The organism is Marinobacter persicus (assembly GCF_002934325.1).
Taxonomy (GTDB): Bacteria; Pseudomonadota; Gammaproteobacteria; order Pseudomonadales; family Oleiphilaceae; genus Marinobacter; species Marinobacter persicus_A.
The window spans coordinates 47,805-70,689 of the sequence record NZ_PTIV01000012.1; the positions used below are offsets into that span (position 1 = coordinate 47,805).

The following is a 22,885-nucleotide window of genomic DNA, read 5'->3' on the forward strand; positions in this document are numbered from 1 at the left end:
CCCTTGCACCCGGATTGGATAAACAAAGTAGGTAAAGAAAAATGGAATTCGAAAAACTGTTACGGCTGATGGTAGAAAAAGGCGGTTCGGACCTGTTTATCACCGCAGGCGTGCCGCCCAGCATGAAAGTGAACGGGAAGGTTTTGCCCGTCACCAAAAATGCCCTCACGCCGGAGCAGACCCGGGAGCTGGTTTACGGCGCTATGAACGACAAACAGCGCGCCGAGTTTGAGGAAACCCACGAGTGCAACTTCGCCATCAGTGCCCGTGGCATTGGCCGTTTCCGGGTGAGCGCCTTCTTCCAGCGCAACCTATGCGGCATGGTGCTGCGTCGGATCGAGGTGAAAATTCCGAACGTTGATGATCTTTCCCTGCCGGAAATCATCAAGGAGCTGGCCATGACCAAGCGTGGCCTGATCATGTTCGTGGGCGCTACCGGTACCGGTAAGTCCACTTCCCTGGCGGCCATGCTGGGCCACCGGAACCGAAACAGCCGTGGCCACATCATCTCCATTGAAGATCCTATCGAATTCGTGCACCAGCACCAGGGCTGTATCGTGACCCAGCGTGAGGTGGGCATCGATACCGAAAGTTTTGAAGTGGCGCTGAAAAACACCCTGCGCCAGGCTCCGGACGTGATTCTCATCGGTGAGGTGCGGACCCGCCAGACCATGGAATACTCCGTGCAGTTCGCCGAAACCGGCCACCTGTGTTTGGCTACCCTGCACGCCAACAACGCCAACCAGGCGCTGGACCGGATTATCCAGTTCTTCCCGCCGGAGCAGCACAACCAGATCTGGATGGACCTGTCCCTGAACCTGAAGGCCATTGTGGCTCAGCAGCTCATCCCCACCCCGGACGGCAACGGCCGTAAGGCGGTTATCGAGGTGCTGATCAATACCCCGCTGGCGGCGGACCACATCCGTAAGGGCGAGGTGCACAAGCTCAAGGAGCTGATGACCAAGTCCAACGAGTCCGGCATGCAGACCTTCGACCAGGCACTCTACAAACTCTACTCCGAGGGCTCCATCACCTACGAAGACGCCCTGGCCCACGCTGACTCGGCAAACGACCTGCGTCTGATGATCAAATTGGGTGCGGATGCGAAGGGAGGCGACCAGCTGTCTTCTTCCGTGGATAAGCTTTCCATTCAGGACGATTGATTCGCCAAGCCCTTGATACAAAAGTTAACAAAAATAGTTCAAACGTTCGTTTAATTTGGTTGTGACGGCAAGGAAATGGTGCCTATACTCAGCGTGAAACCGTTTAAGGAGTCGTTATGAACAACAAGTACAATACACTCGCTAAAGCTGTCCGTTTCGCAACCCTGGCGGCCATTGCCACACCGGCTACCGTCATGGCGGGGGGCTTTTCCCTTAACGAACAAAGTGCCGCGACCTCCGGCTACGCCAACGCCGGTGCTGCTGCGCACGCTGAAGATGCCAGTACCGTTTTCTTTAACCCGGCGGGTATGAGCAAGCTGTCGGGTACCAATGTTTCCTTTGGTGCTTCTGTGTTGGATATTGATGCGGAGGCGAAGGGCGGCACAATCGTCGCCACAGACCAAGTTGGTGATAATGTTACCGGGTCTAATGGTGGTGATATTGCAGATCCTGCTGTATTGCCCAGTCTATTTGTAACTCACGAGGTGAGTGATTCGATAGATGTGGGGTTTGCACTTCATGCCCCTTATGGATTGGCTGCTGATTATGAGGATGATTTTAGGGGGCGCTACTTTGCTGATGAAACTGAGCTCTCAGTAATATCTTTTGCTCCTTCAATCTCGGCTAGCAATGGAGAAGGTTTGTCCATGGGTATCGGTATGAACATTATGTATGCCGAGGGCAAGTTGTCGAGATTTATAGATAATAGCTACATTCAAAGTCAATTAGGGCCAGCTGGTCCGCTATATCCTGATCAGGGTTACGCAAATGTTGAGGGTGACGATGTTGGAGTCACCTTCCGAGTGGGTTTCCTCTACGACCTGACGGATAAAACGCAGTTAGGATTGAACCTGCAAACAGGTACGGAGCTTGAGTTGGAGGGTGATGCTGAGTTTACCAATGTGGTGACACCGGCTAACGCAGGAGGTGGTCCCAGTGGGAACTTTGACTTTACACGAGACGCCAAGGTCCCTTTGAATATCCCAGAGAGTGCAATGCTGGGGGTTAGTCATCAATTAACGGATGACCTTACGCTATTGGCTGGGGCTACCTATGCACGCTGGAGTCGTTTTGAGGAATTGGATGTCATCAACAAACAAGATGGTAGCATCATAACTCACGTCACCGAACAGTGGAAAAATACTTGGCAGTTTAATGTCGGTGGTATTTGGCAGGCGACGTCAAATTGGAAGTTAAAAGCGGGTTATGCTTATGACGAGTCGCCAGTTGATGAATTTGTCACTGCACGAATTCCATCCCAAGATCGTCACTGGCTGACGCTCGGTACTCAATGGAAAGACTCCCAAAGTGGTTGGGCTGTTGACGCGGCTGTAGGCACTTTGATCTTTGACGGAGATGCCAAGGTTAACGAGTATAAATATGAACATGGTGGTGAGCCTGACGATAGAGCGCAGCTGGGAGGTCAAGACGATCCCAGCAACTACCAGGCCGAATACGACCTCAGCGCCTGGAGCGCTTCCCTCCAAGTCAGCAAGGCTTTCTAATCCAGCCTTGCTAAGCGGCTGACTGCCCCGGTCAGCCGATCACCTGTCCCCGGTAAATCACCTTGTTGTGCCGGGGGCGAGGTGGTTCCCCCAACGCTTCTTTCTGTATGCCGCCCTCATCATCCGCGATGGGTTGGCCCCGATACGTTTTCTTCGGTGCGTCAGTCGCCATGGACTGGTCCAGTTCCGGTACCCGCTGTTTCAAGGCTTCCCAGGTGTGAACCAGGTGACGTGATCGGGTTTTCTCAGCGTAGTCGGCCAGTTGTTCTTCCAGATCGTCCTGGTTCAAGTGCAGTTTGATGCCGAACTCGGACTGGATCAGGCGCCGGCATTGGTGAACGAGTCTCAGAAGTTCCGGCTCGAACAACCAGGTGCGTTCGTGGGTGGTGGAATTCATGACGGGCCTCGCATTGCCTCAGCTTTAAAGGGCGTTTGCCCTGATACTGTCGGCAAAGCAGGTTCCGTGCCGTTTATTGCAACCAGTGGATACTGGCGTCAGGCGGTCTGGATAGGCAGAAGACGCCCTGTTTCCGCACAAATCGGGCGATTTTGCACGGCAACAGGGCGCAGCGGGCTGGGTAAGAGGGTTTTAGTGGGCTTCGTCCCAGTTATCACCCACGCCTGCGTCCACAACCAGCGGGACGTCCAGGTCGGCGGCCGCTGACATGCGTTCCAGCAACCCTTTTCTGACTTTCTCAAGCGCGCTTTCCCGTACTTCGATGATCAGTTCATCGTGCACCTGCATGGTCATGCAGGCATCGTCCGGGTGCTCGGTGCGCAGCCAGTTGTCCACCTCAATCATGGCCCGCTTGATGATGTCGGCTGCGGTTCCCTGCATGGGGGCATTGATGGCGGTGCGTTCGGCGGCCTGTTGCAGCTGTTTGTTGCGGGCGTTGATTTCCGGCAGGTACAGGCGCCGGCCAAACAGGGTTTCCACGTAGCCGTCGTCATGGGCCTGTTTGCGAACGTTGTCCATGTACTTGAGAACGCCAGGATAACGCTCGAAGTAGCGGTCAATGTAGTTCTGCGCGGTACTGCGATCCACCTCCAACTGGCGGGACAGGCCAAAGGCGGACATGCCGTAGATCAGCCCGAAATTGATGGCCTTGGCGCTGCGGCGCTGGTCGGAGGAAACCTCGTCCAGACTGACACCGAAGACTTCGGCGGCGGTGGCCTTGTGGATGTCCTCGCCGAGTTCAAAAGCCTTCAGCAGTCCTTTGTCGCCGGACAGATGCGCCATGATGCGCAGTTCAATCTGGGAATAGTCTGCCGCCAGCAGCTTGTGGCCTTCCGGGGCAATGAATGCCTGACGGATGCGGCGGCCTTCCTCGGTGCGAATCGGAATGTTCTGAAGGTTTGGTTCGGAAGAGGATAGTCGCCCGGTTGCCGTCACCGCCTGATGGTAGGAGGTATGAACCCGGCCGGTGCGTTCATGAATCAGCTTTGGCAGAGTGTCGGTGTAGGTGGACTTGAGCTTGCTCAGGCTGCGGTGTTCCACAATCAGTCGTGGCAGTTCGTGCTCGTGGGCCAGTTCCTGCAGCACCGGTTCGGCGGTGGACGGCGCGCCCTTCGGGGTCTTCTTGATCACCCGCAGGCCGAACTTGTCGTACAGGATCGCCTGCAGCTGTTTGGGTGAGCCCAGGTTAAAAGCCTCACCGGCGACTTCGTGGGCCTCTTTCTCCAACTCGGCCATGCGCTCGGCCAGCTCCTGGCTGTGGGTACGCAGGGTGCTGGCGCTGATCAGCGCGCCTCTTTGCTCCATGCGCGACAGCACCGGTACCAGTGGCAGGTCAATGTCCCGGTACACCGATTCGAGTTTGCCGGTTTCTTTGAGTCTGGGGCTCAGAGCATGGTGCAGGCGCAGGGTGATGTCCGCGTCCTCGGCGGCGTAGGGGCCGGCTTTTTCCAGGTCGATCTGATTGAACGTGAGCTGTTTTGCGCCTTTGCCGGCGATGGATTCGTAGCTGATGGTCTGCTCATCCAGATAGACGCGGGCCAGGCTGTCCATATCGTGGCGGGTGGCCACAGAGTTATAGACGTAGGACTCCAGCATGGTGTCTTCGGCAATGCCTTCCAGGGTAATGCCATGGTTGGCCAGCACGTTCTTGTCGTACTTCAGGTTCTGACCGACCTTTTTCTGCTTGGGGTCTTCCAGTAAGGGCTTGAGCTGTTCAAGGACAGTCTCACGGTCTAACTGATCCGGAGCGCCCATGTAGTCGTGGGCCAGGGGAACATAGGCTGCTTCGCCGGCTTCAATGGCGAAGGACACGCCAACCACTTGCGCGTCGATATAGCGGAGGCTGGTGGTCTCGGTGTCGAAGGCAAACAGGGCGGCGTTTTTCAGGCGCTCCAGCCACTGGTCAAACTCTGCCTGGTCGGTGACGACGGAATAGCGCTTTTCCGGCTTCTCTGGCATGGGAGAATCGCCATTCTGCTCCGATTGCCCACCGGAACCATTGTCGCCGTCTTCCAGCTCGGCCACCCAGGTGCGGAACTCGTATTCCTTGAACAGTTCCAGCAACTGGTCGTCGTTTTGCTCCCGGTCGGTCAGGTCTTCCAGGCCGAACTCCAGTTCCACATCGGTGCGGATGGTCGCCAGTTGCCGACTGAGGGGCAGGGTGTCTTTGGCCTCACGCAGATTCTCGCCGATCTTGCCTTTGATCTCGTCTGCGTGTTCGATCAGGTTGTCCAGATCGTTATAGGTCTGCAGCCACTTAACCGCTGTTTTCGGGCCGCATTTGTTCACGCCGGGGATGTTGTCGACCTTGTCGCCCACCAGGGCCAGGTAATCCACAATCTGGTCGGCCGAGACGCCAAACTTGTCCACCACGCCGTCGCGGTCCATGGCGGTTTCGGTCATGGTGTTGATCAGGGTGACGTGGTCGCTGACCAGCTGGGCCATGTCCTTGTCGCCGGTGGACACCACCACATCGATGCCTTTGCTGGTGGCCTCGTGAGCCAGGGTGCCGATCACGTCGTCGGCTTCCACGCCCGGCACGATCAGCAGTGGCAGGCCCATGGCCTTGACGATCTCGTGGATGGGCTCAATCTGTACCGCCAGATCGTCCGGCATCGGTGGGCGGTTGGCTTTGTACTCTTCGTACATTTCGTGACGAAAGGTTTTGCCCTTGGCATCAAACACCACCACGACCTTGGAGCCGGGGAAATCCTGCTCCAGCCGGCGTAGCATGCTGATCACCCCTTTGATGGCGCCGGTGGGGTGGTTCTTGCTGGTGGTCAGTGGCGGCAGTGCGTGATAGGCGCGGAACAGGTAGGACGATCCGTCCACCAGAACCACGGGTGGGGTCTTGTTGTCACTCATGTTGAAACAGGTCCGGATTCTGTTGAAGCGTGGGTTGGCTTGTGCAACTCTGTAGCCATGGAGCTGTTCAGCGGCTCCCGACAAACGTTGGATCAAAGGGTATCACGAAAATGAAACGAATCGCCTGTTCTGCTCTGCTGCTTGGCTGTGTCTCGGTGCCGGCCTTGGCTCAGGATGAAGGTGCACTGGATACCACGCCGGTAGAGACGCCAGATGAGCCGGTGGTTATCTCGGATTATCAGCCTCCGGCCAGCGATACGCAGATCGTGATCCGGCCCGGCGAGGACAAGGTGTTCTATGAGTACCGCGTGAATGGCCAGCTGATGGAAATCAAGGTGGTGCCAGAGGTGGGGCCGGAGTATTACCTGGTGCCGGCTGAAGGCGGTGGCTGGATTGAGGACACAGAATCGGATCTGTTGATCCCCAGTTGGGTGATTTTCCGCTGGTAAGCAGCCCGGCGCGAGTCCCGGGGCCGATTACTGTGAATCGTTCTCCGGGGGCTCAAGTGGCAGTGTGCGTTCCTCGCCCGTAATTGTCTCAAGGCGTGTGATGTCCGCTTTGAACTCGTCTTTCATGTCTTCAATCTGACGGCGCTGGTTCTGGATTTCCTGTTCCACGTCGTCAATCTGCGCTTCCAGGCGACGAATCTTTTCCAGTGACGCCTCGGGCACTTCCCGGCCCGCCCGCTCCATATCGGCGGCGCGGCTTTGTTCGTTGTTCAACTGACTGGATATAACGGAGATGTTGCCCCGTTTCAGCTGAATCATCCCTTCCATTTCACGGATTTTGCGGTGCATTGCCCGCACGGCCTGATCCGGGTGGCTGTAGCGTTCCAGCAATTTCTCGTCTTTCTGACGCTGAAGTTCCGCCTGGCGCTTGCGCTCCTTTTCGGCTTCCCGGGCCGCAATTTCTTCTGCTGTTGGGGCCGGGGGGACGGTTTCCACGACCCGGCCGTTGTTGCCCAGGATGTCGTAGCCGCGCTTGGTGGCCTCCTGCGGGATTGTGTTGCTAATCACCATTCGCCCGTTTTCATCTTCGTAGCGGTACATGCCCGCCTGCGCGCCGGTTGATGCCAGCATGCCAATGGTGGTCAGCAGGGCAATGGCGGAAGAAACAATCGGGCGATGCTGCATGCCTTAAACTCCGTAACGATCCCGGTAGGCCGCCACGTTCTCCGCATGGCCGGCGAATTCCGGATTGGCCTTCAGGTAATCCAATACCTGTTCCAGACGAATAATACTCACAACTGGGATGCCGAATTCTTTTTCGACTTCCTGGATGGCGGAAAGCTCGGCATTGCCCTTTTCCTGGCGGTCCAGTGCAATAAGAACGCCGGCAGGCTCTGCGCCCGCGGCGCGGATGATGTCGATGGACTCGCGAATGGCGGTGCCGGCGGTGATGACGTCGTCAACAATGAGCACCTTGCCTTCTAATGGTGCGCCGACAATGTTGCCGCCTTCGCCATGATCTTTCTTCTCTTTGCGATTGAATGCAAAGGGTTTGCTGTTACCGTCTGTAGCGAGGGCCATGGCGGTCACGGTGGCCAAGGGAATGCCCTTATAGGCTGGCCCGAAAATAATGTCATAATCCAGCCCGCTGCGTTCTATGGCTGCGGCATAGGCTTTGCTTAACTGGAGCAGGTCGTCGCCGGTGTTGAACAGCCCGGCGTTGAAAAAGTAGGGGCTGGTGCGCCCGGATTTCAGGGTGAATTCCCCGAAACGCAGCACATTCCGCTGGATGGCAAACTCGATAAACTTTCGCTGATAGTCGTGCATGGCAAGGGTTCTGGCGGGGTTGCAACTTTAATTAGAATGTAAAAACGGTATCATACACACAAAGCGAATCAGGGAACACGTATGCGGGTAGTATCAATCAGTGTCAATGGTCTGGCCCGGGCTGTTGAAAACGGTTTTTTCGACTGGCTGGCCGACCAGGACGCGGACGTGGTCTGCGTTCAGGATCACCGCATGCGCGCCTACGAGATTGAGGACCAGAACCTGATTCCCGAAGGCTATGAGGCCTACTTCATTGATGGCGAGCTGAACGAGCACGGCGGTGTGGGCATTTACACCCGTCACTTCCCCAAGGCCATCATGTACGGCTTTGCCAATGAGCAGGCCGACCGCGAAGGGCGTTTTATCCAGGCGGATTTTGACAAGGTTTCCGTGGCATCGGTGCTGGCCCCCTGTGCCCTTGGCCGCGAAGAAGAGCTGACCGGCGAGGATGACCTGACGGTGCTGGACCACAAGGATGAGTTCATGGAAGCCTTCGGTGTTCATATGCAGAAGACGCTGCGCAAGCGTCGGCAGTTTATCTTTGGCGCTAACCTGCAAACCGCTCATCACGTGACCGACGCGAGCCCGCTGTATCACCGCATGGATTTCTCCGGTTTCCTGCCCCACGAACGTGCATGGCTGGACCGTCTGTTTGATGAAATGGGCTGTATTGATGCGTTCCGGGAGATCAACAAGCAGAGCAATCAGTTTACCTGGTGGCCGGAGCAGGTGGAGGGGCCGAGCAAGGCTGCCGGCATCCGAGTGGATTACCAGCTGTTGACGCCTGGCATCCGCAAGACCATCCAGGATGGCTGGATTGATCCGTCTGCGCGGTTCTCCGATCACGCGCCCGTGGTGATGGACTACGACATCGAAATCGGTTTCTAACTTACTGCCTAGTGTCACGCCTATCGGAGCTGGGGGAGACGCCCTTACGGGATGCCTTCCCCAGAACCGCTACGAGCACATCCATGTGCGCTTCTCTCAGGCCATCCTTGGCCTTCGAAATTCTGGGGAAGACATCCCGTAAGTGCTTATTGGACTCTGTGCAGGCGCCTAGTCTCGCATCCCGAATTTTTAAGAAGCTCTCTGATAACCTGGTTTGGCGGTATGGCGATGTCGATACCATAAACCGTTGCTTTGATAGGAGTGGCAAGTAGCGGGCCCGGGTGGGGAAACCTTTCCGGGACCGTCTCCGGCCAGGGAAGGCCGGAGTCGAGCGCACATGGGTGAGGCAAGTGTTTATGAAGCGAAGCTTCATGCGCAGCCGAACGACAGCAATCTGTGATTGCTGGCCGGACCCGCTTGCGGGTGCTTGTAGCGTGTCCCGGAAAGGTTTCCCCACCCGGGCTCGCGGGAGTCAACTCCAGAGAAGCTAACTCCCAAGTCCAGAAATCAGCCCTCCAGAGCTTCCTTCTGCACGGCAAACAAAGTGTCGCTGGCATTGCGAGCCAAAGCCAGCATGGCGTCCAGCTCGTCCTGCTGGAACGGCGCGCCTTCGGCTGTGCCCTGAATTTCGATGAAGCCGCCTTCGTCGGTCATGATCACGTTCAGGTCGGTATCGGCCTCGGAGTCTTCCGGGTAGTCCAGATCGGCAACGGGCGTGCCTTTGTAGATACCCACGGAGATGGCCGCGATCATGCGCTTGAGTGGGGATTTCTTCAGGCGGCCTTCGGCCACCAGGTAGTTCAGGGCGTCCACCAGCGCCACGCAGCCACCGGTGATGGCCGCAGTGCGGGTGCCGCCGTCGGCCTGGATGACATCACAGTCGATGGTGATGGTGTGCTCGCCCAACGCTTTCATGTCGACAGCGGCGCGCAGGCTGCGGCCGATCAGGCGCTGGATTTCCACGGTGCGGCCGCCCTGTTTGCCACGGGCGGCTTCTCGGCCCATGCGGCTGCCGGTGGAGCGGGGCAACATGCCGTATTCGGCGGTGATCCAGCCTTTGCCTTCGCCGCGCAGGAACGGGGGAACCTTGTTTTCGACGGAGGCGGTGCAGATCACTTTGGTGTCACCGAATTCCACCAGTACCGAGCCTTCGGCGTGGCGGGTGAAGTTGCGGGTAATGCGAACGTCTCTGGGTTGTTCCGGTGTTCTGCCGCTTGGTCGCATAAAATATCCTGTCATTGTTCATGGGTGTCCGGCCATGGGGCCGGGCGAATTTTGAAAGCCTGCCAGTATAACACGGAGTAGTGCCGGGGCTGAGCCTGCCTAGGTAGGCTCGCCGCTTTCCGTCCGACCCTGATAGACTGCCGTTAACTAGCCAGAATAAAGGGAGCTTTTATGATCCGCAGCATGACTGCCTTTGCCCGTAAGGAAGCCCAGGGCGACTGGGGCACCCTGACCTGTGAAATTCGCACAGTGAATCATCGGTACCTGGAGCCGTCTTTTCGTTTGCCCGAACAGTTGCGGGAGCTGGAAACCGGTTTCCGCGACCGCCTTCGCCAGGGGCTGAAGCGGGGCAAAGTGGACGTCTCCATGCGTTTTCAGCCGGTGGAGACGGAAGCGCAGAATTTTGAGGTAAACGATGACCTGACCCGGGCGCTGAACGAGGCGGCCAACCATGTGAATCGTATCCTGGATAACCCGGCTCATATCAGTGCCCTGGATATTCTGCGTTGGCCCGGCGTGCTGTCGATGCCGGAGCAGGATTTCAGCGCCGCGAAGGAGGCGGCGGGTGAGCTGTTTGCGGAGACGGTGGATGAGCTGGTATCGGTTCGCGAGCGCGAAGGCGAGCGGTTGCGCCCGCTGTTTGACGACCGGCTGAAGGAAATGTCCGCATTCGTGGCCGAGGTGCGTGAGCGCATGCCGCAGCTGCTGGAGGCCCAGGCGCAAAACATTCGTGACCGCTTCGCCAAGGCGCAGGTAGAGCTGGAAGAAGACCGCCTGGCGCAGGAGATGGTGATGCTGGCCCAGAAAAGCGACGTTGCGGAAGAGTTGGATCGGCTGGACGCTCACGTCACCGAAGTGTCTGACACCCTGCAGCGGGATGAGGCCATCGGGCGGCGGCTGGATTTTCTGATGCAGGAGCTGAACCGCGAGGCCAATACCCTCAGTAGCAAGAGCATTGATGCGGAGGTCACGCGCACGGCGGTGGATCTCAAGGTGTTGATCGAGCAGATGAGGGAGCAGGTGCAGAATATTGAGTGATGTTCTTGGGGGTTCGACGTTGTTCTTGATGGCATTATAAATCAAATAGTTATGTAATTTTGACGCTCATAATGTTCGTGTAAGTTCTGCCAAGTTTGGGTAGTGATGGGTAGTAGATTGGGGAGTATTTTCTCGCTATATTGTATCGGCGAGATTGTACTCCCCAATTTTTTTAAGGCAGGAAAGTGGGCAAGCTACACGACAAGACCGTCAAGAAACTGATCAAAGAGAAGCCATCCGTGCGGCATGCCGATGGCAATGGTCTCTACCTCATGACCCCGAAGCGCGGCGATGCCTACTGGATGCTGCGCTATACCACCCCAGCTACCAAGCTCCGGCGCGAATACACCATCGGCAAGGTGGACGACTGGTCATTGGCCGACGCCCGTGATGAGGCGGCGAAGCTGAGGTTGGCGATCAAGCGTGAGGGTGCTGACCCGGTTCAGGAGCGGCAGAAGGTCAACCAAAACCCCTTCAAAACGCTCAATGACCTGTACGCGGACTACTACGAGCTTCGCAAACGAGAAATCGCGTCCCACCATAAAGAGAAGAGCCTGTACGAGCGTGAGGTCGCCTGGCGCATCGGAAAGGTGGAACTTGAAAAGATCCGACCAGTGGATATCAGTGAAATCCTGCGGGACGTGGCCACTGGCTATGACGACAATAAGCCCCGCCCAACCCTATCAAATGATTTGATGCGCCTGCTGAGGAACCTGTTTGATCATGGCATCAAACTGGACGTCACCAGGTTCAATCCAGCCTCGCCATTCCGTCCCAGGGACGCCGGCGGGGAGGAGAAGGCCGCCAACTACCCAATGAATGAAGACGAAGTCACCGAGTTCTTCACCAAACTCCGGGTGATTCCGGCGCAGTTCAGCCGTGAAAACTACCTGGCCTGTGCTTTGTTGATTGCGACCTGTACGAGAAAAATGGAGCTGCTGGCAGCGCCTTGGTCGGAATTCGATCTGGAGAACCGTATCTGGTACCTGCCCGAGGAAAGGACCAAAAAGAGAAGGGCCATCGATATCCCGTTGGCGGAGCCCGCCGTGGAATGGCTGAATGAGCTGAAGGTACGTTCCTGCGGTAGTGAGTGGGTATTTCCAGCTCGCAGGATCAGTAAAAAAGCACGGACGCCGTTTGTGTGTGAAAACACGCTGAACCATGCGCTCAAGAAACTCTTTGAGAAAAAGTTCTTTTCGTTCGACAAGCGCCGCGTCCACGATCTGCGTGGCACGGCCAGGACGAAGCTGGGCAAGCTTGGTTTTGATGACAATCTGGCTCAGCGCTGCCTGAATCAACTGCCCGGCAACCGGACGGACCGGGTTTATAACAAGCATGCGTACTTTGAAGAGCGAAGAGCGGCTCACGAGGCGCTCTGCGAGTGGCTGGCGCCCATCGTGAGAGGTGAAGTCAGCTCTGGAGGGTAAAGGGGCCAGATCAGGCCCCTTGTTGCTCAATCCAGGCCAACAGATCCGACAGGCGCCAGGCCACTGAGTTGCATCCCAGCTTGAGTCGTGCCGGAGCCACTCGCTTTCGTTCCAAGGTCCACCACTGCGTCCGGCTGACGGCTGTAATCGCTCGACGGTCCGACTCCCGAACCAGCCGCTCACACTGTCCAGAACGAGCCAGCAGCTTGGCGCGCACCTCCTCCGAAGGCGGACTGAAGGTCTTGTTACTCATTCTCCGTTACCTCCGAATCAACACTGGGATAAGTGGGAAACTGGGAAAGTCCATCTCCATCCGGTAGCGCTTCCCAATACGCCTTGATGCGATCAGGCCACAGGGCGAAAAAACGCTCCGATCGATCCCGTAGCTTGATTTTCATGGTGCCACGGCTCTGTTCATTGGTTTCCAGGAAATCTCTCTGGATCAGCGGCTCAATTTCCCGGGTGTATCGACTTCGAAGGCCAAGCTCCTTGATAAGAGTATTTTTGGGTATCAGCCACTGCGTCTCACCGGCCACTTTGCGTCGCAGACCAATTGCTCTTCCGTAATCCCCCCGCTCTATGTCAACGAGACGGTGATTCCATTTGTAAATAGCATCGCGAAGGCGGGCCAACAGGCGGTACTCCTCCGAATTGAAGATGTGACCCCGGCTCCGAAGCCAGGCTCCAACGACTTGGTGTACTGCTCGAACCGACTCCGCTTCCGTCCAGGGGAGGAGATAGTTCCGACATGCCAGGCATAGTGCAGCGGTGATCAGTGCGAACCGCCTGATCACTCGGACGACTTGCGAAGCCATATGAGGGGTCTTCCATTGCTCCGTCAACCGGGCAACCTCATTCTGGATGTAGCTGGGTAGGTCATTCACATCTTCTGTAAGACGCTCGAGCCAGTGCCGGAACAGTGTGCCGTGGTAGTGCCCGGTACGGCTTTTCAACGTGTCCACGAACTCTTGGGCACTGTTGAATCCATGCAACTTGTCAAAGGCTCCAAACCTCCCAAAAATCGGAATCTCGACAAGTCGGGTTTCTTGGCCGGCTTTAACCGACTTGCCTATTTCCTGAAATACTTCCGATAGCCATACCTCACCGGTACTTAAAGCCAGAGTTCGCCAGTGCGTTTGTGCAGTAAGGTCCCCTGATATATTCGCACGCAACTTACTGGCACCGGTCATTATATGATACGTCGCTACATCGACATCTTCCGGGCGCGCCAGGCCAATTTCATCCAATGCCAGCAACATGTCATTGTGCTCAGCAGCCACGGCTGCCAAGCCATTGGCAGTCGATACCCAGTTCCGCACAAACGTTGGTGCACCACACACGCTCGCGGCCGCCTGCAGTAGTGTCGTTTTACCGCTGGAGCTATTGCCGCCGAAGTGAAAAGCCCCATTTTCAATCTCCGCATGCTTCAGCAGTGGTGCCGCAAGGGCTACCCCAATGCTGAACATCGCCAGCGGGTTGCCCTCACACAGCTTCCCCACTTGAGCTTGCCAATCCTGGAGAGAACCGTTTTCCTGAAGTAGAGGGGAGGTTGATAGCTGCCCGACGAAGTAGTGCTGCTCATCCGCCTGACCTGCCGTCCAGCTACTCGTCGCGAAGATGGGGCCGTGCCAACCTGTACGGTCGACGGTTGTGGCCGGCGGCGCCTTTGCCATTTCCTCAAGCAGGTAGCGTTGTAGTCGTGCCCAACTGATATTGCCAGGCTCCAGCGGATAGCCGCTGTCCACGAGCAGCTCCCGTATCTGTCGGGCGTTATCGCCGTTCAGGTTGCGCGCATACACCACCTCGCGGAGCAGGACGTTGTCCATATTTTTCCACTGCAGCAGCGCACCGTGACCGTGCTTCTTGTTGGAGAGTCGGGTTCTGGCAATAACCTCAATCCATCCACCAACTCTTTGCCATTCATCAGAGCTGAAGCAGTACAGGCCAGAGTCTCTCAATTGAAATTTCATTTGCCCCTCCGTCACAACCGATCCAGCCAGTTTCTAACATCCTGGATCCGAAACCTGACGGCTCGACCTTGCGGGTTTGGCTTGATGGGGGCGGGGAAGCGACCTGATCGGACGTATCGACGTAGCGTGGCTTGCGATAGCTGAGTGACGGCGCACACTTCTTCGTATGTGAGCAAGCGCTCGTTGGTCTCGCTAGAAAACATGTGTTTCATTATCTACTCCTGGTTCGTTGATTAACGGCAGGAGTGATTATTAGTAATCAGGAGTCAGGACCAGAACCGTGAAATTGGCCATTTTGGGCGCAAAGAGAAAAAAATTATAACTAGATGAAATTAAAGGTTAACTTCTGTCATTAAGGCGATTTTCATGGGAGCCTCATCGGTTTACGAGCAAAATCTGGCGAAATGTAAGCAATCGCTGTTACCCGCCACCATCACGGCATCATTTTGTGAAGCGGTAATGCGCATTGACTTTCACATGTGAAAGTCAATGCTGGACGTGATCAAAACAGCCTCTTAAAGAGCCTTTTCGAGGCCCTGTTATTTTACGGGGCATGTCCATATCACAACGGGGCTCCAAAAGGTCTCTTCCAAGCCCTTTGTAAGTGCCCCGAGGAAGTAGCGGGAATTGTCGTAGCGACGACAGTCAGTCCGGTTCCATCAAGCCACCGGATACCGGTGTTTTCACTGAGGTGGGAGGCCAGGGTCCCAAATAAATAATGGAGCGCGGATCCTTCAGCCCATGCGAGCTATTTCATGGCGCGTGGGAGCGCAGCGGCAAAGTCCCAAATCAGGTAGTCACGTGGACAGGAATTGGAAAGGTCCCATGGCTTGGAGGAAGGAATCTGCCTCCGCCCCCGCCTTTGTGTCCAAAAAGGACAAAAGCACATGGCAGCTCAAAGCACTCGACGGATTACGATTGTTGGCAAATCCATAGCGAGGAGCCAGCCATGAGCAAACGAATGACTCACCAGGAAATCTGCGAAGAGTGGGAGGCGGTCAGCCGAGCCCAAAATGTGAACCACCAACGTGGTATCAAAGCCGCCATAACGCAATGCCGTCAGTTTCTGACGGCGATTCACCAGCAAGCGGACGTGGAGCAAGCAAGGTACCGCTATCTGGCGCAGCGGCTCTGTGATCACTTCTGGTCCCACAACATGGCTCATCGTACCGACAAGACACCCGGCTATCCCGGGCACTTCGGCTGCCGCGTTCGACTCAGAAAAAGAAAACTGGAATTGTCCTGGTACTACAACCGCTTTATCCCGAAGAAGAGTGGCGAGGGCCGATCAGTTTTCAGTGAGTACATCCGCAAAGAAGGTCGGTTCCGCTATCACAAACCGGCCTTCACGCGGGCACAGGACTGGGAGAAACCGCTCATCATGGAAACTGAGGACGGTTTTGAAATGTTGCGAAGGCTCAATGCCAACCAGGCGGAGCTTTGTCGAATCGTGCGGAAAAGCGAGCGCCTCCTGAAAAATCTGGAGGAGCACCTCGGTGGACTGAAGGAGGCGACCAGCGGGAGTTCAAGCCCCTCCAACGAGGAGGGATGAGGGCTGTTGGCGGTAAAAGGCATGCCGCTCACACCGCAGGTGTTGATTGCGTGGGGCTATTGATGGGATCGCCCAGATTTCAGGTGGCTATATATGCCGTTCTTTGCTGGTCTATCCGGGTCAAATCGGTTGAATGCAGCGTGGTACCTCTATATATTGATCAGTCAATGTAGTGTAGGGCTGTTCCGCCCATGAGACCGTGCCGCCTCAGATAAGGTGGCAACACCATCGCCCATAGGAAGCGAAAACATGGCCGAGATGGAAGATCGCTGGTTATCCGTAGACGAAATTGGCAAGCACCTCGGTGTCAGCAATGACACCGTGTACCGCTGGATCGACAAGCACGCAATGCCCGCCCACCGCATGGGGCGATTTTGGAAGTTCAAAAAAGTCGAAGTGGATGAGTGGGTCAAGGGCGGTGGAGCCGCTGAGACGAGCAAAGGTGAGCGTTCCGAATGACCCAAGGCCGGTATCGCATCTCCTTCACGTCCGGCAGCCTGTATCACCGCGAATCGGTGAAGTTGGCCGAGCTGTACCTGTCGCTCCGTGACTGGGAAGATGTGCGGACTCAAGCTCTACATGACAACCTGCTACAGGCCAGAACAGAAAGCACGGCAAAGCGCACCTGTAGAGAGGCGATTGCACGCCTGAAGACGTTGACCGAAAGCGAACTGACTTTCCTGGCCGAGGCAAACCACCAGGACCAGGCTCACCTTCTGTGGGTTGCCGTGTGCCGCCTGTACCGCTTTATCGCGGACTTTGCGGTGGAAGTGCTACACGAACGGTTTGTCGCGATGAAGCTGGATCTCAGTTTTGAGGATTTCGATGCCTTCTATAACCGTAAATCGGAATGGCATGACGAACTGGATAATGCCAGCGCCTCAACGCGCGATAAATTGCGGCAGGTCCTGTTCAGAATGCTGCGGGAGGCAGGGTTGTTAGCTAAGGACAAAACCATAAACGCAGTTCTGCTCAGCCCCAGGCTGGTTGAGTTGCTGCGTCAGAACAATCCTGACGAGTTTTTCTACTTCCCAGTCTATGAATCCGATATCAGGGGGATGTCAGCTTGAAAAAGGACATTGCCAAAATGCCGATGCAGGAGCGACTACAGCACCTGTTTAGCGTGGTTTCCGGCCAGCGGTTCCTGAACAAACAGGGACTGGGTAATGAAGTGCCTTTCTTCATCTGTCCCTACCGGCCTGAAGAAGCGGTCGAGATGGAGCGTCTTCAGCGGCAGTTGGTTAACCGGCTGGAGCAGGCGGGCATCCGGATCCTGAGTATCAATCTGTACGACCTGGCCGTCGATATTTTGAAAGAAAGAGACATCTGGGAGCAGGTGTTGGAGCTCGAGCCCACGGTCTCAAAGGATCAGCTGAAAGAACTGCTACAGGGAGTGCTGGACCCGGAAGCCCATTTGGTGCCCGCTATTGCGGCAAAACTCCAGTCCGTTGAGTTTGACGTGCTGTTTCTCTCAGGGGTGGGCGAGGTTTTCCCCTACATACGCTCCCATAACGTGCTCAACAACTTGCAGAGCACCGCCAAAGACCAGCCAACGGTGATGTTCTTTCCGGGGTCCTATACCCACTCGCTGGAAACCGGTGCATCGCTGGATCTGTTCGGCAGGCTGCATGACGACAAGTACTACCGTGCGTTCAACATCTTTCATTACGAAGCCTGAGCGGACGATACGATTCGAGGCGTAATCATTAAGGGAAAGTACAATGACATTGAAGAATATTTTTCTAAAGCCCGTTGACCGCCCCATTGAAGGCGTTATCAAAGCCGACGATGAAGCCAGTCTTCGCCTCGAAATTGAAGAATACGTACTGACCAACGAAGTCGAGAAACGCCTCGAAGAGTTCCTGGACGCCTACAATAACTACGAAGGGGCGAACGGGGTCTGGGTATCCGGCTTCTTCGGCTCAGGTAAGTCGCACCTCCTCAAGATGCTGGCCCTTCTGCTTGAAAACCGGGAGATGGACGGTGCTACTACCCTGGACCTGTTCCTTCCCAAGTGCAGTGAGAATGAAATTCTCCGGGGCGACCTGAAGCGAGCTGTCTCAATTCCGGCGAAGAGCATTCTGTTCAACATCGACCAGAAAGCCGATGTCATCAGCAAAACCCAAATCGATGCGCTTCTGGCCGTGTTCGTTAAAGTCTTCGACGAAATGTGCGGCTACTACGGCAAACAAGGGCACATTGCCCAGTTTGAGCGCGATCTGGACGGCCGTGGCCTGTACGAACAATTCAAAGCCGAGTACGAGACCATCGCCGGCCGCCCCTGGCAGAAAGGCCGGGAGCAGGCCCTCCTGGAAGGCGCGAATATCGCCAAAGCCTACGCCGCTGTGACCGGTGGCGACCCGCAGTCGGCAGCGGGCATTCTGGACAAGTACCGCAGCGAATACCGAGTTTCGATAGAGGACTTCGCGGACAATGTGAACACCTATATCGAGAAGCAGGCAAAAGAGGGTGGCCACAAAGAGTTCCGCCTGAACTTCTTTGTGGACGAGGTTGGCCAGTACATTGCCGACAACACCAAGCTGATGACCAACCTGCAAACCATTGCCGAGAGCCTCGCCACCAAGTGTCGTGGGCGGGCCTGGATTATCGTCACCGCCCAGGAAGAAATGAAAAACGTGGTTGGCGAAATGGGCAAGCAGCAAGGCAACGATTTCTCGAAAATTCAGGCACGGTTCAATAACCGTATGAAGCTGTCCAGTGCGGACGTGGCGGAGGTCATCCAGAAGCGCCTGCTAACCAAGACCGAAGAAGGCGTCAATCAGCTGTCGGACGTCTATCACGCGCAGGCAAACAACTTCAAAACCCTGTTTGACTTCGCGGATGGATCGGCCACCTACCGGAACTTCCGGGACAGGGACCACTTCATCCACAGCTACCCCTTCGTCCCCTACCAGTTCGCGCTGTTTCAATCGGCGATCCAGAATCTGTCGCAGCACAACGCCTTCGAGGGTAAACACAGTTCTGTCGGTGAGCGCTCCATGCTGGGTGTTTTCCAGCAGGTGGCCATCCACATCGGCAACCATGAGGTGGGCCAGCTGGCCACCTTTGACCTGATGTTTGAAGGCATCCGCTCTGCACTGAAATCACAAATACAGCGGGCGATTATTCAGGCCGAGAACCATCTCGATAATGCCTTCGCTATCCGGCTGCTGAAGGCCCTGTTCCTGGTCAAATATGTCAAGGAATTCAAGCCCACGGTGCGCAACCTTTGCGTGCTGATGCTGGATGCCTTCGATCAGGATCTACCGGCACTTCGCACCAAGGTCGAAGAAGCCCTGAGCCTTCTGGAGCAACAGACCTACATACAGCGCAACGGCGACCAGTACGAGTACCTGACGGACGAGGAAAAGGACGTCGAGCAGGAGATCAAGAACACAGAGGTTGAGTCATCGGACGTTGCGGACGAGCTGGAAAAGATCGTTTTCGACTTTGTTATAAAACAGCGCAAAATCCGCTATGACGCCGGCTCCTCCCAAAACCAGGGGCAGGACTACTCCTATTCGCGCAAACTGGATGATCGTCTGCATGGGCGTGAATACGAGCTCTCGATCAATGTCATCAGCCCGTTCCACGAGCATACTGACAACGAGCAAATGCTACGCACAGCCTCGACCTACAAGGCGGACGAGCTGTTCGTGCTCATGCCGTCGGACGAGCGCCTGGTGCGCGATCTGCTCATGTTCAAGCGCACCGAGAAGTACATCAAGCAGAACATTTCCGTTACCCAGCAGGAAGCCGTTAAGCGGATCCTGAATGACAAGGGCTTCCAGAACCGTGAGCGCGAGGCCAGGCTCCGGCAGCAGGTTCAGACCCTCATGGGCAAGTCCAAGTTGCTCATTGGCGGCGCCGATGTGGAAGTGGCGAATGAGGACCCCCAGACGCGCATTATTCGGGGCTTCCATGAGCTGATTTCACGGGCTTACCCCAACCTCCGCATGTTGCGCGGCGTTTCCTACACGGAAAACGACATCAGCAATTGCCTCAACCGTACAGACGATGGCCTTTTCGGTAACGACGCCACGGCCCTGGCAGAATCCGAGCAGGAAGTGCTGGCGTTCATTCAGAGCAACAATCGGGGCGGTGTCCGCACCACCCTCAAGAGCCTGCTGGAAAAGTTCGAACACAAACCCTACGGCTGGTATTACGCCGCGATTCTCTGCACCCTGGCCAACCTTTGTGCCCGTGGCAAGGTGGAAGTTCGTCTCGACGGTAACATCCTGGAGGACAGCGAGCTGGAGCGCGCCCTGCGTAACACTCACGGCCACGGCAACGTGGTGCTGGAACCACAGATTGAGTTCACCGCCTCTCAGGTCCGAGCCCTCAAGTCGTTCTACGAGGACTTCTTCGACAGCCCGCCCCGCAGCAGCGAAGCCAAGGCCCTGGGTAAAGAGGCCGGCGAAGCCTTCCAGGACATGTACCACGACCTGGATCGGCGGATAGCGCAGGTCGATCAGTACCCGTTTCTCAATGCCTTGAAACCTGCCCTGGTGACGCTGAAAGAGGTCGCCGGAAAGCCCTACACCTGGCACCTGACGGAATTGGGCAAGCAGGAAGACCAACTGCTGGACCTGAAAGAGGATGTCATCGATCCCATCCGCAGGCTTATGGGCGGCTCACAGAAAGACATCTACAACCAGGCTCGGTCCTTCCTGCAGAGTCAGGAGCCCAACTTCATCTATGTGTCCGGGGACGAGATCGAGCAGATCCGCACCATCCTGAACGACCCTAACTGCTACAAGGGGAATCGCATTCAGCAGCTCAAGGGCCAACTGGATAGCCTGCAGGAGCGCATCGATGAGAAAGTGCAGCAAACCCGAGCTCAGGCAGAAACCTCCCTGAAGACCATGCAGGAACGCATGCAAAGCATGGACGAATACCAGTCCCTGCCGGAACCGCGCCAGGATGAGCTCAATAAACCGTTCCGGGATCTGGTCGATTACATCGGACAGGAGCGCCTGATTGCTGTGATCAAGGACCGGACCCGGTACTTTGAAGAAGAGGGCTACCAGAAGCTGCTGGGCAAAATGGTGGCGCTGGCCAATCAGAAATCAGCACCGGCAGACGACCCCGATCAGCACCCAGGTAGCCAGAGTGAAGACCAGAGTGACGGGGGGACTCCCGAGGTCAAGGAATCGGCAGCCGACTACGTTCACACTCGCAACCTCCGTGTCGCGTTCGACAAGGCCTGGCTGGCCAACGAGGGTGATGTGGACCGGTACCTGAATGCCCTGCGCGAGGCCCTGCTGGTTGAAGTCCAGCAAGGCCGAAAGGTCCAGATCTAAGCGTGCCGAACCGTCTAACCGGTCGATGTTGGGGATAGCCATGCACGAAGCCGAACAGGAAATCCAGACGCTCATTCGCGGCGGCGAGAGCCTCGCCGTCGAGTTCAAGAGCGACGTCAAAAGCCTGCCGGACCGGGATCTGGTGGCCGCGGTGGTGGCCCTGGCCAACACCGAGGGCGGCGACCTGTTCCTGGGCGTTGAAGACGATGGCACCCCAACTGGGCTGCATGCCAACCACCGCAACCTCGCCGGCCTGCCCGCACTGATTGCCAACAAGACCATTCCCTCGCTGGCCGTGCGCGTTGAGGCCCTGGAGCTGGAGGGGCAAACTATTGCCAGGATCCAGGTTCCCAAGTCCCGGCAGCTGGTGTCGACCTCGGATGGCCTGCTGCAACGTCGGCGCCTGAGAATGGACGGCACTCCGGAGGCCGTGCCCTTCTACCCCCATGAGTTTGTTCAGCGCCAGTCCAGCCTGGGAGTAACGGACCCCTCGGCCTTGCCGGTGGAAAACCTGGCGGTTGAGGATCTGGACCCGATTCAGCGGATCCGCATCCGCAACGCCATCAAGAAATACGGCGGCGACCAGAGCCTGACGCCCCTGGCGGATGATGAGCTGGACGGCGCCCTGGGGCTGACCGTGAACGTGGGAGGCCAGCGTCACCCCACCGTGGCAGGGCTGCTGCTGCTGGGGAGCGACATGCAGCTCCGACAACACCTGCCCTCCCACGAGGTAGCATTCCAGGTGCTGCGCGGTACCGATGTGCTGGTCAATGAGTTCTACCGCAAACCGCTGCTGGAGACCTTCGAGGAGGTCGAGGTACTGTTCCGCGCCCGGGTGGAAGAAGAGGAGATTCAGGTCGGACTGTTTCGCGTGCCCATCCCCAACTTCGACCGCCGGGCCTTCCGGGAAGCCTTTGTGAACGCCCTGGTTCACCGCGACTACAGCGCCCTGGGCGCCGTACACGTCAAACTGGACGACGACGGCCTGAGCATCAGCAACCCGGGTGGATTTGTGGAAGGCGTCAACCTGGACAACCTTCTGGTGGCTGACCCTCGCTCCCGTAACCCCTTGCTGGCTGACATTATCAAGCGCATCGGCCTGGCCGAACGCACGGGCCGGGGCATCGACCGGATCTTCGAGGGTATGCTCCGCTACGGGCGCACCGCCCCCGACTACTCCATGTCGTCCGCTCACACCGTCTCCGTGCGCATGAGCGCAGCGGACGCGGACGCCGAGTTCTTGCGCATGATCGTCGAGCGCGAGGAACAGACCGGCGCCGCCATGCCCATCGACAGCCTGATCATCCTGTCCCGGCTGCGCAATGAGCGGCGTTTAAGAACGGCAGACCTGGCCAAATCCGTGCAAAAGCCCGAAACCGTGGTCCGGGGCACCCTGGAAAAGCTGGTGGAAGCCGGCATGGTGGAAGCCCATGGCACCGGCAAGGGCCGCACCTACACCTTGAGCGCCAAGGTATACCGGGGAGCGGGGCAAAAAGCCGCCTATGTGCGCCAGGCGGGGTTCGATGCCATCCAACAGGAGCAAATGGTGCTGAATTTCATCGATACCCACGGCAGCATCAAACGAGCCGACGTGGTTGATCTGTGCCATATCAGCCCGGATCAAGCCTACAAGTTGTTGGCCAGATTGAAAAAAAGGGGAGAAATCGAGCAAATAGGCGAGCGTAAAGGGGCTATTTACAAGCGCGCGCGTTAATTTA

At 56.8% G+C, this 22,885-nt stretch carries 20 protein-coding genes; 12 read left to right on the plus strand and 8 right to left on the minus strand.

The genetic code is table 11. The features are described from left to right. Window positions 1–41: 41 nt before the first annotated feature. Both BY454_RS08335 and BY454_RS08340 read left to right on the plus strand, forming a co-directional pair. Window positions 42–1,163, plus strand: coding sequence for a PilT/PilU family type 4a pilus ATPase (locus BY454_RS08335; protein ID WP_104416063.1), 1,122 nt, complete (start codon window positions 42–44; stop codon window positions 1,161–1,163). Window positions 1,164–1,279: 116 nt separating this feature from the next. Beyond that, the gene (locus BY454_RS08340) at window positions 1,280–2,668 is read left to right on the plus strand and encodes an OmpP1/FadL family transporter (protein ID WP_104416062.1); all 1,389 of its coding nucleotides are present in this window, start codon (window positions 1,280–1,282) and stop codon (window positions 2,666–2,668) included. Window positions 2,669–2,699: 31 nt separating this feature from the next. Here BY454_RS08340 and BY454_RS08345 read toward each other — a convergent pair whose 3' ends face one another. Then, entirely contained in the window at window positions 2,700–3,065 is a 366-nt protein-coding gene (locus BY454_RS08345) for a hypothetical protein (protein WP_104416061.1), read from the minus strand. Between the two features lie 192 nt (window positions 3,066–3,257). Further along, complete coding sequence (gene polA / locus BY454_RS08350; RefSeq protein ID WP_104416060.1) at window positions 3,258–5,990, minus strand: DNA polymerase I; 2,733 nt, start codon at window positions 5,988–5,990, stop codon at window positions 3,258–3,260. A 110-nt stretch (window positions 5,991–6,100) separates the two neighbouring features. Between polA and BY454_RS08355 the strand changes: the two genes are divergently transcribed. Next, window positions 6,101–6,439 carry a DUF2782 domain-containing protein gene (locus BY454_RS08355; RefSeq protein WP_104416059.1) on the plus strand — a complete coding sequence of 113 codons (339 nt, stop codon included), beginning with the start codon at window positions 6,101–6,103 and terminating at the stop codon, window positions 6,437–6,439. 27 nt (window positions 6,440–6,466) lie between these two features. Here BY454_RS08355 and BY454_RS08360 read toward each other — a convergent pair whose 3' ends face one another. Next, entirely contained in the window at window positions 6,467–7,123 is a 657-nt protein-coding gene (locus tag BY454_RS08360; RefSeq protein WP_104416058.1) for a DUF4124 domain-containing protein, read from the minus strand. A 3-nt stretch (window positions 7,124–7,126) separates the two neighbouring features. After that, window positions 7,127–7,765, minus strand: a complete 639-nt coding sequence (pyrE, locus tag BY454_RS08365; RefSeq protein WP_104416057.1) for an orotate phosphoribosyltransferase — start codon at window positions 7,763–7,765, stop codon at window positions 7,127–7,129. A gap of 81 nt (window positions 7,766–7,846) precedes the next feature. Between pyrE and BY454_RS08370 the strand changes: the two genes are divergently transcribed. Next, complete coding sequence (locus BY454_RS08370; RefSeq protein ID WP_104416056.1) at window positions 7,847–8,653, plus strand: exodeoxyribonuclease III; 807 nt, start codon at window positions 7,847–7,849, stop codon at window positions 8,651–8,653. 507 nt (window positions 8,654–9,160) lie between these two features. Here the strand turns inward: BY454_RS08370 and rph are convergent. Further along, the gene (gene rph / locus BY454_RS08380) at window positions 9,161–9,877 is read right to left on the minus strand and encodes a ribonuclease PH (protein ID WP_104416054.1); all 717 of its coding nucleotides are present in this window, start codon (window positions 9,875–9,877) and stop codon (window positions 9,161–9,163) included. A gap of 171 nt (window positions 9,878–10,048) precedes the next feature. Here rph and BY454_RS08385 point away from each other — a divergent pair, with 171 nt between their 5' ends. Both BY454_RS08385 and BY454_RS08390 read left to right on the plus strand, forming a co-directional pair. Continuing rightward, complete coding sequence (locus BY454_RS08385; protein ID WP_104416053.1) at window positions 10,049–10,915, plus strand: YicC/YloC family endoribonuclease; 867 nt, start codon at window positions 10,049–10,051, stop codon at window positions 10,913–10,915. 185 nt (window positions 10,916–11,100) lie between these two features. Beyond that, complete coding sequence (locus BY454_RS08390; protein ID WP_022987607.1) at window positions 11,101–12,342, plus strand: tyrosine-type recombinase/integrase; 1,242 nt, start codon at window positions 11,101–11,103, stop codon at window positions 12,340–12,342. Between the two features lie 10 nt (window positions 12,343–12,352). Here BY454_RS08390 and BY454_RS08395 read toward each other — a convergent pair whose 3' ends face one another. Genes BY454_RS08395 through BY454_RS08405 form a run of 3 tightly spaced genes read right to left on the minus strand, consistent with a single transcriptional unit; the run spans window position 12,353 to window position 14,524 of the window. Then, on the minus strand, window positions 12,353–12,595 hold the full coding sequence (locus tag BY454_RS08395) for a helix-turn-helix transcriptional regulator (RefSeq protein ID WP_023008356.1): 243 nt from the start codon (window positions 12,593–12,595) through the stop codon (window positions 12,353–12,355). Then, window positions 12,588–14,312, minus strand: a complete 1,725-nt coding sequence (locus BY454_RS08400; protein ID WP_022987608.1) for a DUF927 domain-containing protein — start codon at window positions 14,310–14,312, stop codon at window positions 12,588–12,590. Before BY454_RS08400 ends, BY454_RS08395 begins: the two co-directional genes overlap by 8 nt. Window positions 14,313–14,323: 11 nt before the next feature. Then, complete coding sequence (locus BY454_RS08405) at window positions 14,324–14,524, minus strand: helix-turn-helix transcriptional regulator (protein WP_022987609.1); 201 nt, start codon at window positions 14,522–14,524, stop codon at window positions 14,324–14,326. Between the two features lie 737 nt (window positions 14,525–15,261). Between BY454_RS08405 and mobI the strand changes: the two genes are divergently transcribed. From mobI to BY454_RS08435, 6 genes are all read left to right on the plus strand, one after another. Beyond that, window positions 15,262–15,864 (plus strand): conjugative transfer protein MobI(A/C), encoded by a 603-nt coding sequence (gene mobI / locus BY454_RS08410; RefSeq protein WP_023011724.1) that lies wholly within the window; start codon window positions 15,262–15,264, stop codon window positions 15,862–15,864. 249 nt (window positions 15,865–16,113) lie between these two features. Then, complete coding sequence (locus tag BY454_RS08415) at window positions 16,114–16,323, plus strand: helix-turn-helix domain-containing protein (RefSeq protein ID WP_008174223.1); 210 nt, start codon at window positions 16,114–16,116, stop codon at window positions 16,321–16,323. After that, window positions 16,320–16,934, plus strand: a complete 615-nt coding sequence (locus BY454_RS08420; RefSeq protein ID WP_022988852.1) for a DUF1819 family protein — start codon at window positions 16,320–16,322, stop codon at window positions 16,932–16,934. The genes BY454_RS08415 and BY454_RS08420 overlap by 4 nt, the downstream gene beginning before the upstream one ends. 17 nt (window positions 16,935–16,951) lie before the next feature. Continuing rightward, window positions 16,952–17,542, plus strand: coding sequence for a DUF1788 domain-containing protein (locus BY454_RS08425; protein ID WP_011784100.1), 591 nt, complete (start codon window positions 16,952–16,954; stop codon window positions 17,540–17,542). 43 nt (window positions 17,543–17,585) lie between these two features. Then, the gene (brxC, locus tag BY454_RS08430) at window positions 17,586–21,167 is read left to right on the plus strand and encodes a BREX system P-loop protein BrxC (RefSeq protein ID WP_104416052.1); all 3,582 of its coding nucleotides are present in this window, start codon (window positions 17,586–17,588) and stop codon (window positions 21,165–21,167) included. Between the two features lie 40 nt (window positions 21,168–21,207). Further along, the gene (locus BY454_RS08435) at window positions 21,208–22,881 is read left to right on the plus strand and encodes an ATP-binding protein (RefSeq protein WP_104416051.1); all 1,674 of its coding nucleotides are present in this window, start codon (window positions 21,208–21,210) and stop codon (window positions 22,879–22,881) included. Window positions 22,882–22,885: the final 4 nt, after the last annotated feature.